Origin of the sequence: Chryseobacterium sp. GP-SGM7 (assembly GCF_049166575.1) — a bacterium.
Taxonomy (GTDB): domain Bacteria; phylum Bacteroidota; class Bacteroidia; order Flavobacteriales; family Weeksellaceae; genus Chryseobacterium.
This window is the reverse complement of sequence record NZ_JBMHFF010000001.1, coordinates 155,816-169,803: the sequence shown is the minus strand read 5'-3', so window position 1 is coordinate 169,803 and position 13,988 is coordinate 155,816. Positions and strand designations below refer to the sequence as shown.

The window sequence follows — 13,988 nt, the reverse complement described above, 5'->3', positions numbered from 1 at the left end:
TCTCGACCTTTCGTTTATACAATAATTGAACACTAAGCACACAAAGTTTTTTGTTTAAAATAACTTTTGAAGGTTCACAAAGCCGCTAGCGCTTATATAAGCTCGCTGAGTTTTTTGACTGGTTATGTTTTTCAATGTAGATGAGTTTTTGGAGGGCTTTGTTGAGCGGAGTGCCTCTGTGAAACATAAAGGATTTGGATTTAGAAAAAACTTTGTGTGCTTAGTGTTCAAATTAAAACCCGTTTATATCACAGCCAAATCAAATTTATTTTAATATTTTTGAGCATTAATAAGTATTTGAGCACATGGATTTTGAAGATTTTATTATTTCACCCAGAAATTTCAGAACAGAAAACTGGCAAATCGGGAATAAAATTACGAAGGATATAAAAGAAGACAGTATAGTTTTGCTGTTCATTTCCGATTACCGAGGTGCAAATGGTGATGCGGAAGTGCAGGATTTTACCGCAGTTCGAAAAGAATTTTATAAACTTTCTCAGCTTGACTTTGAAATTCCGGTTGTGGATTTGGGAGATTTGGTTTCCGGGAAATCAGTGCAGGATTCTCATTATATTTTGCAGGAAGTTTTATCGGCTTGTCATTCCAAAAGAGCCATTCCGGTAATTATTGGCGGCTCGAATGATTTTGTGTTCTCATTGTTTTCAGGACTAAATTATCATCATCAGAATATTAATTACACTCAGATCAGCAATATTATTTCGCTAAAACAGGGTGAAGCGATTGATGAACATACTTTTTTAAGCAAAATTTTAGGTTCGAAAAATTTCTCTATAAAAAATTATCATCATTTAGGTTACCAAAAACATCTGAATGAGCAGGATTCTGTAAAACTCATCAAAGAAGTGGAGTTTGATATTATTCGTTTGGCTGAAATGATGAATTCTACTGAGAAAACAGAACCGTTCTTCAGAAAAGCCGATTTGGTGACGGTCAATTGTGATGCGATTGAAAGTTTCAGCGAACCTTTTTCGATGAATCCGCAGGTTAATGGTTTGAATAGAAGAGAAATTTGTGCTTATATGAAGGAAATCGGTTTAAGTGAAAACCTAAAGTCAGTAGGAATATTTAATTATAATATTTATTCTGACAATCAGTTGAATCATCAGCTTTTAGCACAAATGATCTGGTACCTGATTGAAGGAATCAATATCCAGCAATCTCATCCCAAAGAAAGACATTACGAAATGTTTTATGTATTGATTGAAGACCGGCAATATGCTTTTAAGCGTGACACATTCAGTAATCTTTGGTATTTCGGTGACGATGAAAATATTGAAAACTGTATTCCTTGTTCGAGAAAGGATTTTGATGAAGCTAAAAAAGGCTGGCTCAGCGCAAGATTTACAAAAAGCTAAATGATGAAAAACGTTCCCTCAAAAGTTTCTGTCATCGTTCCGGTTTATAATGTTGAAAATTATTTGGCTAAATGTCTCGATTCTTTGGTGAATCAAACGTTGCAGAATATTGAAATTATTATCGTTAATGACGGAAGTAAAGATGGTTCGGAACAAATTATTCAGCAATATTCAGAAAAATATCCGAGTAAAATAAAAGCTTTTAATAAAGAAAATGGAGGATTAAGTGAAGCCAGAAACTTTGGAATTGAAAGAACAACAGGAGATTATTTTGGTTTTGTAGACAGCGATGATTATGTTTCTGAAACCATGTTTGAAGAAATGCTCAGGTTGGCTGAGAAACACGACGCAGAAATGGTGATCTGCAACATCCAGAAAGTAGATGAGTATGGAAATGTTACTCAAAAACTGACGCAGATCCCAAATATGCCTGAAAAAATAGATTTGGAAACCCATTTTTCCGTTTTTTCAGATTTGAGTTATTTTGCGTGCAATAAATTATTCAGAAAAGAACTTTTTAAACATAAAAGGTTCAAAAAGGGAGTTCACTTTGAGGATATTCAGTTGATTCCGCAGCTTTTATTAGAATGTAAAATCTTAGCTCAAACTCAGAATTTTCATTATCATTATTTGGAACGAACAAATTCTATCTCAAAAACGCACACCGAAAAAGGGCTGGATATTCTGAAAGCAGTGGAAGATGTTGAGAAGACTTTTCGAACGTCTAAATACTCTTCAAAAGTTATGGAATTGAAAGGTTTTCAGATTTTGGAAGGTATTTATACTTTTTTAGCCTATTTAGCATTCGTGAAAGATGAAGCTGTTTTTTATAAAATGTCTCATCAATTGGATGTTTTTATAGAAGAAAGGAATATTAAAATTAAAGATATATTGAATTACAGTCGTTTTGGTAAGAATTATATTTTATCTTTGCCACTGAAAAAAACTATATTTTATCTTCTTTTTCTTGCCGGACAAAAGAAGTTGATAAGAAAACTGATGTAAACACAACTGAAATTATCGCTGTTTTGAATAGAGAATTCAAAACGGGGATCTTTTTAAAACTTTGCTTTCATCCTGAATTGAAAGTAAAGAGCTCAAAAAGCAAAAGATGAAAAACTTTGAATTGTTCTTAAATCAAACTGGGATTTCTATTTTTTATGTAAAAGTAGGGTTAGGTTTTCTGTTCTCTTTTTTTATAACTTATTTCTCGATTCCCACCATAATTAAAATTTCAAAACGCAAAAACCTGATGGACGAGCCGGGTGTACGAAGCTCGCATCTGAGAAAAATACCTAATCTCGGCGGAATTGCAATTTTCTATTCAATAGGAATCTGTACTTCGATATTTGCATACGAGATTTTTGATCTCTACAAATTTTTATTTGCCTCACTTATTATCTTGCTTTATGTAGGAATTATGGATGATATTGTGGTGATGAGGGCTTATAAAAAACTGGTAGCGCAGATTGTAGTTTCAGCATTTATTGTCATTGGTTCTGATGTGAGAATCAGGAATTTATTCGGGATTTTTGGAATTCATGAGATTCATTATTGGGTAAGCGTTGTCTTTTCAATCATCACTTTTATTATTTTGATCAATGCATTTAATCTTATTGACGGGATCGACGGTCTTGCTGGAGGTTATTCACTGATCTGCAGCGCGCTCTTCGGGATCAGCTATTTTAGATTAGGCGAATATAATTATCCGTTGGTAGTGTTGTCGGTTGTACTTATTGGTTCTGTATTGGCGTTTTTATATTACAATCTTTCCAATTACCGTGCTACCAAAATTTTCATGGGTGACACGGGATCTATGCTTTTAGGCTTTTTATTAGCATTTACCTGTATTTGTTTTATAGATATTTTCATAGATAAAAAACTTCTGAATGTACCAAGATATCATCTGAAATCTGCTCCTGTTATAGCTGTTGCCATTTTAATTTTACCTATTGTTGATACACTAAACGTTATTCTGGTAAGATTCTGGAATAAAAAATCACCTTTTGAAGCAGATAAAAATCATATTCATCATAAATTACTTAGATTGGATCTCACTCATAGAAGGTCTAGTTTTTATATCATCATGTATTATCTTTTTATCGTGGCAGTTACTTATTGCTTCAGACATACAGATGTTAATATATTACTGTTTATAGTTCTGCTTTTAGGTTTTGTCGGAGCTTACATTCCAGATTTTCTGTATGTGATAAAAAATAATAAACTCAAAACTAATAATTAAATTTCTATTTTTGCAAACTACATTTAATACGATGAAAATTTACAAATACTTCCCATTTATAATAATGTTGCTTTTACTGACTTCATGTATCACAACGAAAGACGTGAAATATATGCAGCCCAGTGAAAGTTTGGTGATTAACGAAGAAGGTTTAATTCCTTACAATGTACCAGTTTACAGAGTTACTAAAAACGATATGTTGACATTGAATATCGTGACTACTCCGAAAGGAGATGCTGCACAGTTTTATTCGTCTTTAAATACCTCAGGAACAGGAGGTGTCAATAATATTTCTATTACAGGAGGCGGTGTTGGAGGAAATAATGGGATGGGCGGTAATGCAATGATTTATTTTAATGGGTTAAAAGTTGATTCTAAAGGAGATATATTGGTTTTTGGTATTGGTTATATAAAAGCAGAAGGCAGAACAATTGAAGAAATTACAAAAGAATTACAGGAAAAAGTAAATGAAAACTTTCAGGAAGGTAAATCTGAAGTTCGCCTCAATGTTGATGGGATTACTTATTATGTATTGGGTGATATTGAAACGGTGGGTATGACCGGTGAGAAGAAGGTTTATAAAAATACATTGACTTTAACTGAAGCAATCTCTATTAACGGTGGTTTAAACAGAACCGTGGATCGTAAAAATATTGTTGTTTACAGAAAATTTCCGGAAGGTATAAAAAAAGCTCAGATTGATCTTACCAGAGAAGATGTAATGAATTCTCCGTATTATTATGTTCAAAACGGTGATGAAATATTTCTTACTACACAGAGGAGAGCGCTTAACGGGTTTGGAAAAGATCCTATACAGACAATCGTAAGCGGAGTTTCTGTAATCACTACAGCCTTATCAATTTATCTGCTAATAAAAAATCTTTAATTTATGATTCCTGAAAAAAAGACTTTGGCAGGTAAAGATGAGCCACAAAAAGAAAAATACGGATCTTTTGCTTTATTTGATATTGAGCATTTTTTAAGAAAGATTTTAAGAAATTGGTATTGGTTTGCACTAATGCTGTCGATAGGATATGTTGTATCTTGGTTTTATGGAAAGTATTATGCCCAGAATATTTATTCGTCAAATCTTTCTTTAAGCATATCGAGTAATACGGCAAGTTATTTTACTCCTAATCAGTCAATCAACTTTATTTGGGGGCAAAACGGAAATCAGGATGGGGTTTATCTTAAAAAAATGCTACTGTCTAGATCTCATAATGAATTTTTGGTAACTGAACTAGGTTTATACGTTAATTATCAGACAAAAGGAATGATAAAATCAACGTATCTTGATAAGAATGACTCGCCCGTATTTTTAGATATTGATAAAAAACATCTTCAGCAGGTTTATTATCCTATTACAATTACACCAAAAGGAGAAAACTCTTATGAAATATCATTACCTGAAGAAGGGCAATCTACTCATCTGTATTCTTACGATTCTGAAGGATTTCACAATGTGGAGCCTTATAAGAGAGCACAGAATAAAATTTTAAAGATTAACGAATGGTATACAACACCGAATCTTCGATTTAGATTATTAAAAAACCCTGTTAAGCCGGTTACGAAATTTGATAATATTATTGTGAATCTTTCAACAATAAATGATGGTGTAAATGGGATAATATCTACAATTGGGGTAGAGTTTGATAAAGAGATCAATACCATTATGATTATATCAAAATCGGGTTTTAACTTAAACAGTACGGTAAATTTTTTAAATAAATCGGTACTAGAGTTACAGAAGAAGCGGTTTGCAGATAGAAATACAGTCGATAAAAATACAGAAGAGTATCTTACTGAAAGCTTAAAAGATGTACGGAGAAAATTAGACTCCAGTGCTGCTTACCTTAATTATCTTAAAGTTTCTGAAAAGCTTTACGATATCACCAACAGAGATGAAAAGTCCTTGGAAAAAATAAAAAATTTAGAAGCAAAAAAAGCTGATATTCTTAGTAAAATGAATTCTTTACGAAGAATCAGAAATTCCGTAGAGTCGCAAAGTTTTGATAAAATGATTAGTCCTTCGGCTGCGGGATTTGATGATGGTTTATTTTCGGCATCGGTTTCAGAACTAAAAGCTTTATATCTTAAAAAAAGGGAGCTTTCATCCATTTATACTCCCAATTCAGAGCCAATAAAAGAAATCAACAGACTCATCGCAGAATCAAAAACAAATTCTTCTGGTTCTTTAAAAAATGTTTATAACGTTTATACAACAGAATTAGGTAAAATTGATCAGCAAATTCTGGAAACGAGTTCCGATCTCAACGCATTTCCTGAAAAACAGAGAAAATACCTTGATGCTGAAAGAGGATATAATATGATTGAAGCAACTTATAACAGCTTGCTGAACAGACAAAATGACAGCCAGATGAGATTGGCAACCAACCAGTCTGATATCTCCGTTATTGACCCTGCGAAAAATCTTGGTCAGGCGCCAATAGGTCCAAATGTAAAAGGTACTAAAATGGCAATGATCGCAGGATTTTTAGGTCTTCCATTTATATTAATTCTTATCGGTAGCCTATTTGACAGTAAGATAAGAAACATCAAAGAGCTTTTAAGTGCTACAAGAATTCCTTTACTGGGAGTTATCGGTACCAATAATAACGAGAATATGCTTACGGTTCTAGATTCTCCAAAATCTTCTGTTGCAGAGGCATTTAGAGGGATTCGGGCAAATGTAAGGTTTTTATCGGGAGAAGATGAAAACAGCAAAGTGATCTTAGTAACATCATCCGTTGGCGGAGAAGGAAAAACCTATATTTCCATCAATTTAGCTTCAGTTTTGGGATTAAGTGATAAAAAAACGATATTACTGGGGATGGATTTAAGAAAACCAAAAATTTTTGGAGATTTTAATATTGATAATAAATTAGGAATATCAAATTATCTTACAGGGGAAACCACAATTGATCAGATTATTAACAGAACAAATATCCCTAATCTTGATGTAGCTACATCAGGACCAATACCTCCCAATCCTTCCGAACTTTTGATGAGTGAAAAAAATGTGAAGTTTATTGAAGAGCTTAGGCAGTTGTATGATTTTATTATTATTGATTCTCCTCCTGTAGGTCTGGTTGCAGACTCATATGAATTAATGAAGTATTCTGATGCTAATTTATATATCGTTCGTCATGAATATACCGAAAAATATATGCTGAAGATGATTACTGAAAAGTATCATAATAATGAGATTAAGCATTTAGGAATCGTCTATAACGATTATGTTACAAAACAGGGTTATGGTTACGGATATGGATATGGCTACGGATATGGGTACGGCTACGGCTATTTTGATGAAGACAAAAACTATAAAGAACCGTTATTAATAAAAGTTCGAAACAAAATCAGGGCTATTTTCAATAGATAGATATATAATTCTGCCCTCAGTTATTGAGGGTTTTTTATTTCAAAAGCTTGCTCAGAAGTATTAAAAAAAGAATAAATTTGCTACTTTATCGTTTACTTTATAACAAATTATATTTTTTTGTTTATTTTTAACTAAACATTAAGATTATCATTAATATAAAAATGTTTTATATTTGCAAAAATTAATTTTTAAAATAACCATAAATCCATATTCTTTTATGAATAAAAAATTATTGTTTAGCTTCCTTGCCCTCTTAGGAACAGTGGCGAGTATAAAAGCACAAAGAAATGAATTGGGAATTCGCTTAGGGATGAGTAATCTTGTGGGTGATATAGGAAAAACCAATTACATTTTGCAGCAACCTTTGGATTTGGATAGAGCTTCAGAATGGGGTGTTCCTTTTTATGGTGGAATTTTATATAGATTTAATTTTAATCCTCATCAGACCGTAAGATTAGATTTAGGATATAATCAGGTTCAGTTTAGTGATAAAGCAGCAAAGGAAGAATACCGAAGAAACAGAAACGCATATGGTAAAAATAATATATATGAAGCCAGTTTAGTTTTTGAGTATAATCTCTTCCCTGTAAATAATGAGCAGCTTAGTATGTTGAGTCCTTATATTTTTGGAGGTATCGGAGGTTTGGTGTTTGATGCGCCGAAAGCTACTTTGAATCATGATTTCAAAAGAAATTCTGATGGCGTTGCGCAGGCTCCTATCAATGAGCTGGATTTTAATACGACTACTGAATACTCTATGGGGAGAAAAGCTGTTGCGCAGATTCCTTTTGGGATAGGTTTAAAATATAAGTTCAATCATGGTTGGGGAATTTTTGCAGAAGCAACCTTTAGATATACATTAACAGACCAGCTGGATCATAGCAAAATTCTTGCTAAAGATGTAGTTTCTAATTATAATGCAGATATTTTGAATCCTACTACAGGTGGTTCTTTACTGCAAACAGGAAGTTATTACGCGGTATCTAAAGAAAGAGAAGCAGAATATATCAGAAACAGAGCTATTGGTGATACAAAATCTAAAGATTGGATGAATACTTTCAGTTTAGGTTTAACCTATTCTTTCGGAAGACCACCATGTTATTGTGATTAAGAAAATATGTCATTGATAAAAGAAAAAATAAATTCTGAGAATTTACCACAGCATGTAGCCATCATTATGGATGGTAACGGAAGATGGGCAAAATCTCGCGGTGAAGAAAGAACATTTGGTCACAAGAATGCCATTAATGCCGTAAGAAATGCCATTAATGCATGCAACGAGATTAATATTCCTTATCTTACACTCTATACATTTTCCTCAGAAAATTGGAAAAGACCTACAGATGAAGTAAACACCTTGATGACTTTGCTTGCTGAAACACTTTTGTTGGAAGCTGAAGAGATTTTTACAAAAGGTTTAAGAATGCATGTGATTGGGAATTTAGATAAATTACCGGTTTTGGTGAAAGAGCAGTTGCTGAATGTAGTTGATCTTACCAAAGAAAACACAAAAGGAAATTTGGTTTTGGCGATTAGTTATGGTTCACAGAATGAGATACTAAATGCCGTAAAAAATATATGCTCCGATGTAAAGGAAGGAAAAGTAGAGGCGGAGAATATTGATGAAAAATTATTTGAAAACTATCTTTATACAAAAGATTTTCCACCCGTTGATCTGCTAATAAGAACAAGCGGTGAAACAAGAATAAGCAATTTCCTGCTTTGGCAGATTGCCTATGCAGAACTTCAGTTTCTCAATGTTCTGTGGCCAGACTTTACAAAAGATATTTTCTTCCAATGTATTGTTGATTATCAAAATAAGGAAAGAAGATATGGTCTTACAGGCGACCAAATTCAAATTCAGTAAATTTTAAGAAAAGAAAGATTACGATAAAATGAAGTTTAGACTATTACCCATCATTATGTTTGCGGCTTCTGCACATTTTTATGGACAGGTTATTCCACAAGACAGCACAAAGGTAGAAAATACCTCTGTCTTAGCAGGAAATGAAGCAGGTGCTTATACGCTGAAAGACATTGTTGTTGATGGAGTGAAAAAATACACACCAGCTCAAATCTTCAGATTTACAGGCCTTACCAAAGGTGAAACTGTGGATATTCCGGGTCAGAAAGTAAGCAACGCTATCAAAAAGCTTTGGGATTCTCAGTCTTTCTCAGAAGTTGAAGTTTATGTAGAAAGCATTGAAGGACAAACGGTTGTCCTGAAGTTTTATCTGCAAGATCTGAAAGATCTTGGTGAGGTGAAATTTACAGGTAAAGGAATTGGAAAGTCTAAAAATGAAAAATTAGCAAAAGACAATAATCTAAAGCCGGGAACGAAGATTACCCAAAATCTTGTTTCAAGCCTTAAAACAAATATTCCCAAAGATTACGTTAAAAAAGGTTTTGCTGATGCAAAAATCACTATTCAGGATAAGGTAAACGCAAGTGATCCTAATCTTGTAGACTGGACAATTAATGTAGACAAAGGAAAGAGAATAAAAATCAGCCATATCGAGTTTGAAGGTAACGAAACCGTTACTGATGCTAAACTTAGAAATAAAGCCTTCAAAGAAACCAAACAAAAAAGATTTGGTATTGGCGGTATCCTGAAATCTTCAAAGTTTGTTGAAGAAAAATATCAGGAAGACAAGAAAAATTTAGTTAATTATTATAATTCATTAGGATATAGAGATGCAGCAATCATTTCTGATTCTGTATGGAGAAATAAGAAAAATAATTACGAGATCAATGTCAAGCTAAGTGAAGGTAAAAAATACTACATCGGAGATATTACATTTACAGGAAATACTGTTTATTCTACAGAATATCTTCAAAGAATCTTAGGATATAAAAAAGGTGATATTTACGATGCTGTAGGATTCAATAAAAAAGTAGGTGAAGACGGTGGTAAAGAAGACGATTCTGATATCAAATCGATATACATGAATAACGGTTATCTTTTCTCAAACGTTACTCCTGTTGAAAAATCGGTAAATGGTGATGCGATCAATCTTGAAATCAGAATTAACGAAGGTGAGCAGGCTACTTGGAATAAAGTAACTTGGAAAGGTAATACAACAACTCATGACCACGTTATTCTTAGAGCTTTATTAACAAAACCGGGAGAATTATTTAAGAAAACTGAAATCAAAAGAACATATTTTGATTTAGCTTCAATGTCTTTCTTTGATCCTCAACAGATTGGTCAGGATATTCAGCCTAATCAGCAGGATAATACCGTAGATATTGGCTGGTCATTAGTAGAAAAAGGTTCATCGCAGGTTCAGTTGCAGGCTGGTTACGGTGGTAACAGCTTTATCGGAACTTTAGGGCTTACCTTTAATAACTTCTCACTGAGAAACTTCTTGAAATTTAAAGATTTCAGACCGGTTCCTCAAGGAGATGGTCAAACATTATCTATTCAGGCACAGGCCGGGCAATATTTCCAAAACTATGGAGTTTCATTTACTGAGCCATGGTTATTTGGAACAAAACCAACTGCACTTTCTGTAAGTTTAAATAACTCCAGAGTTAACTACAGTCAAAGTATAGGACCAGATCAGAGATTGAATATCTTCTCAGCAACAGTAGGTTTAAACAGACGATTAAAATGGCCGGATGATTATTTCTCATTGTACACAGGTATTCAATATCAGAAATATAATTTTAGCAATTACCCGTTTGAATTTGGTAATACAACTGAATTATATGGAAATGCAAACAACTTAAGTTTAAATATCGGATTAAGCCGAAACTCTGCGGGTATTGACCCAATTTTCCCTACAATGGGTTCAAATATAGAGCTTTCGGGTAAATTTACACCGCCATATTCATTGTTTAGTAACAAAAATTATTCTACAATGAGTGCCACAGATAAATATAAGTGGATGGAATTTTACAAAATAAAGTTCAAAGCTGATGTTTATAATGAAGTTGTCGGAAAACTGGTTCTTAGATCTTCTGCTGAAATGGGGTTCATGGATGGCTACAACAAAGAATTGGGCGCTCCGCCGTTTGAAAGATTCTATGTTGGAGGTACAGGTCTTTTCGGAGGCAGATTTGATGGTAGAGAATTGATTCCTTTGAGAGGTTACGAAAATGCTTCTACGTATGGTGGACAAGCTGAAGATATTACTCAAAGAGGTGGAGGTACTATTTACAACAGATTTACGTTAGAATTAAGATATCCGATTTCAATGAGCCAGACAGCAAAAATCTATGCGCTTACTTTTGCGGAAGGCGGTAACGTTTGGAACACATGGGGTAATTACAATCCTTTCCAGCTGAAAAGATCAGTTGGTGTAGGGGTAAGAGTTTACATGGGAGCATTTGGTTTGATTGGGTTTGATTTCGCTTATGGATTTGATAAAACAATTAGTGGTGATGTTTCTGGAAGCAAAACACACTTCTTAATGAACCAATCGTTATAATTCGCAACATGAAAAATTTTAAAACTCTTTTCACCGCAGCTGCAATTTTGCTATTTAGTTTTAGCAATGCTCAAAAAGTAGGAATAATCGACACTCAGTATATTCTAGACAAAATGCCTGAATACAAGGAGGCTGAAGCAAGACTTAATTCTCAGATTGACACATGGGAACAAGATCTTCAACGATTACAGTCTGAGTACGAGCAAAAAAGATCGGCTTTTGAGAACGAAAGAGTTTTATTAATAGGAGATCAGCTAAAGCTTCGTGAAAAAGAAGTTTTAGACCTCGAGAAAAATATTAAAACAACCACAAGTTTAAGGTTTGGTAAAACAGGGGAGATTAATCAGCTTCGTGCAAATTTGGTTGAACCGTTTGAAGATCAGATCTGGACGGCAGTAAAGACAATGTCTGAGAAAAATGGCTTAGGTATAGTTCTTGATAAAACAGACAACAATGTTATCTTCCTGCAAAAAAGATACGACTATACAGATAAGGTTTTAGACGTATTATTAAAAGGAACAGGAGACAAAAAAGAAAAGAAAAAATAAAAAGGAGTAAAAGTTTTTTTCAATACTTAACTTTTACCTAAATTTAAAATCTAAAAACAAATTAATTATTTATTACCCGTTATGAAAAAATTAAGTGTATTATTTGCAGCAGTTATGATGGTTGTGTCAGTAGGTATGGCAAAAGCTCAAAAAATTGCTACATTAGATCTTGTAAGCATACTTAATGCAATGCCAGAAAAGAAAAAAGCAGATACAGATCTAAAAGCTTTCCTTGATGTAAAAGAATCAGAGATAAAAAAGAAAACTGATGCTATGCAGGCGAAATATGCTTTGTATACAAAAGAAGCTACTACAAAAACAGAAGCTGAAAACAAAGTTAGAGGAGAAGAAATGCAAAAATTGCAGGCTGAAGCTCAACAAATGAGCGAAAGAGCACAAAAAGATCTTGCTGAAAAAGAAAAAGTAGCTTACGCTCCTATCGAAAAGAAAGTAATGGAAGCAGTAGACAAAGTAGCAAAAGCAAACAACTATGAGTATGTAATGGATGTAAATTCTACAGGTCTTATCTACAAAGGCGGTCCTGATGCAACTGCAGCTGTTAAAAAAGAATTAGGTCTTTAATAGTAGATATTAACAAAGATTTATAAAAATACCACTTCATTTAGGAGTGGTTTTTTTATTTTTGCGCTATGGAAAGAGAAGTTTCAACAACTGTAAAAGTTAGATTTAGTGATTGCGATCCTATCGGGCATTTAAACAATGTGAAATATTTGGATTATATGTTCAATGCAAGAGAAGATCATGTAGAAACTTTTTACGGTTTTACTTACGAAGAATATACAAAAAAAACAGGCTGCACCTGGATTGCGATTCAGAATGAAATTGCTTACTTAAAAGAAGTAAGGTACAATACTCAGGTTGTTATCAGCAGTAAAACTATTGAAATAGGAGAACGAACTGCAAAAGTGGAGATATTAATGAAAAGTTTAGACGAAAAAACAATTCATGCAGTACTTTGGGTGACAGTTATTTATTTCAATATAAAAACGAGACGTTCTGAAGTACATCCTGAAGATATAAAACAAACATTTGGCAAATTCTTCATTGATTTGGAGCAGAAAGACTTCCAGGCGAGAGTAAAGTTTTTAAGATCTCAAAACGCTAAAAATTCTTAAATTAATCAAATGAAAAAGATACTTGTAATAGGAAGTAATGGTCAGCTGGGAAATTGCATCAGAAAAATTGCTCCCGATTTTGAAACTCAGTATGAATTTATTTTTACAGATTCCCAAATTTTAAATATCACCAACGAATCGCAGATCAATGAGTTCTTTTATGATAATAAACCAGATTTTTGTATCAATGCTTCTGCTTACACAGCTGTTGACCTTGCTGAGAAAGAGGAAGACAAAGCGTTTGCTGTAAATGCAGATGGGGTCGGAAATTTGGCAAAAGCTTGTGCAGATAACAAAACAATACTTATTCACGTTTCTACAGACTATGTTTTTGATGGAGAGACCAATTTAGATTATTCTGAAGATGATTTCACAAACCCGCTCGGAGTGTATGGTAAATCAAAATTAAAAGGTGAAGAATTAGCTTTGGAAAATAATCCTCAGACAATTATTTTGAGAACTTCATGGCTGTATTCAGAATTCAATAAAAATTTTGTAAAAACAATGCTCCATTTATTTAATCAAAAAGATGAATTGGGAATTGTTGCTGATCAGTTTGGGCAACCGACAAATGCAAATGATTTAGCAGAAGCTATTATGAGTATTATTGAAAATCCGAATAAAAAATTTGGTGTTTTTCATTTTTCCAATTATCCCGAAACTACCTGGTACAATTTTGCCCGGAAAATTGCAGACTTTTCAAAATCATCAGTAAAATTAAATGCATTGACAACCGAAGAATATCCAACTCCGGCTAAAAGGCCAAAACGTAGCACAATGTGTCTCGATAAAATAGAAAATGTGTATGGTATAGAACCAAAACATTGGGAAAACAGTTTAGAAGAATGCGTTAACATACTTTCAAATTAAA

General features: G+C 33.3%; 12 protein-coding genes. All 12 read left to right on the top strand.

Annotated elements, in window-relative coordinates; translation table 11 throughout:
• The first annotated feature begins 305 nt into the window (after nucleotides 1-305).
• The 12 genes from ACOOWA_RS00760 (at nucleotide 306) to rfbD (ending at nucleotide 13,987) form a co-directional block, all read left to right on the top strand.
• On the top strand, nucleotides 306-1,376 hold the full coding sequence (locus ACOOWA_RS00760; RefSeq protein ID WP_421372548.1) for a formimidoylglutamase: 1,071 nt from the start codon (nucleotides 306-308) through the stop codon (nucleotides 1,374-1,376).
• A 3-nt stretch (nucleotides 1,377-1,379) separates the two neighbouring features.
• Nucleotides 1,380-2,381 (top strand): glycosyltransferase family 2 protein, encoded by a 1,002-nt coding sequence (locus ACOOWA_RS00755; RefSeq protein ID WP_421372546.1) that lies wholly within the window; start codon nucleotides 1,380-1,382, stop codon nucleotides 2,379-2,381.
• Nucleotides 2,382-2,487: 106 nt separating this feature from the next.
• Nucleotides 2,488-3,618, top strand: a complete 1,131-nt coding sequence (locus ACOOWA_RS00750; RefSeq protein ID WP_421372544.1) for a glycosyltransferase family 4 protein — start codon at nucleotides 2,488-2,490, stop codon at nucleotides 3,616-3,618.
• 31 nt (nucleotides 3,619-3,649) lie between these two features.
• Nucleotides 3,650-4,504, top strand: coding sequence for a polysaccharide biosynthesis/export family protein (locus ACOOWA_RS00745; protein WP_421372542.1), 855 nt, complete (start codon nucleotides 3,650-3,652; stop codon nucleotides 4,502-4,504).
• A gap of 3 nt (nucleotides 4,505-4,507) precedes the next feature.
• The gene (locus tag ACOOWA_RS00740) at nucleotides 4,508-7,000 is read left to right on the top strand and encodes a polysaccharide biosynthesis tyrosine autokinase (protein ID WP_421372540.1); all 2,493 of its coding nucleotides are present in this window, start codon (nucleotides 4,508-4,510) and stop codon (nucleotides 6,998-7,000) included.
• 217 nt (nucleotides 7,001-7,217) lie between these two features.
• The gene (locus tag ACOOWA_RS00735; protein WP_421372539.1) at nucleotides 7,218-8,111 is read left to right on the top strand and encodes a DUF6089 family protein; all 894 of its coding nucleotides are present in this window, start codon (nucleotides 7,218-7,220) and stop codon (nucleotides 8,109-8,111) included.
• 6 nt (nucleotides 8,112-8,117) lie between these two features.
• The gene (locus tag ACOOWA_RS00730) at nucleotides 8,118-8,867 is read left to right on the top strand and encodes an isoprenyl transferase (protein ID WP_421372536.1); all 750 of its coding nucleotides are present in this window, start codon (nucleotides 8,118-8,120) and stop codon (nucleotides 8,865-8,867) included.
• 28 nt (nucleotides 8,868-8,895) lie between these two features.
• Nucleotides 8,896-11,433 (top strand): outer membrane protein assembly factor BamA, encoded by a 2,538-nt coding sequence (gene bamA / locus ACOOWA_RS00725; protein ID WP_421372533.1) that lies wholly within the window; start codon nucleotides 8,896-8,898, stop codon nucleotides 11,431-11,433.
• Between the two features lie 8 nt (nucleotides 11,434-11,441).
• Nucleotides 11,442-11,981 (top strand): OmpH family outer membrane protein, encoded by a 540-nt coding sequence (locus ACOOWA_RS00720; RefSeq protein ID WP_421372531.1) that lies wholly within the window; start codon nucleotides 11,442-11,444, stop codon nucleotides 11,979-11,981.
• 81 nt (nucleotides 11,982-12,062) lie between these two features.
• On the top strand, nucleotides 12,063-12,563 hold the full coding sequence (locus ACOOWA_RS00715) for an OmpH family outer membrane protein (protein WP_421372528.1): 501 nt from the start codon (nucleotides 12,063-12,065) through the stop codon (nucleotides 12,561-12,563).
• A 68-nt stretch (nucleotides 12,564-12,631) separates the two neighbouring features.
• Nucleotides 12,632-13,117 (top strand): acyl-CoA thioesterase, encoded by a 486-nt coding sequence (locus ACOOWA_RS00710; RefSeq protein WP_421372526.1) that lies wholly within the window; start codon nucleotides 12,632-12,634, stop codon nucleotides 13,115-13,117.
• Between the two features lie 9 nt (nucleotides 13,118-13,126).
• Nucleotides 13,127-13,987, top strand: coding sequence for a dTDP-4-dehydrorhamnose reductase (gene rfbD, locus ACOOWA_RS00705; RefSeq protein ID WP_421372524.1), 861 nt, complete (start codon nucleotides 13,127-13,129; stop codon nucleotides 13,985-13,987).
• Nucleotide 13,988 lies beyond the last annotated feature (1 nt).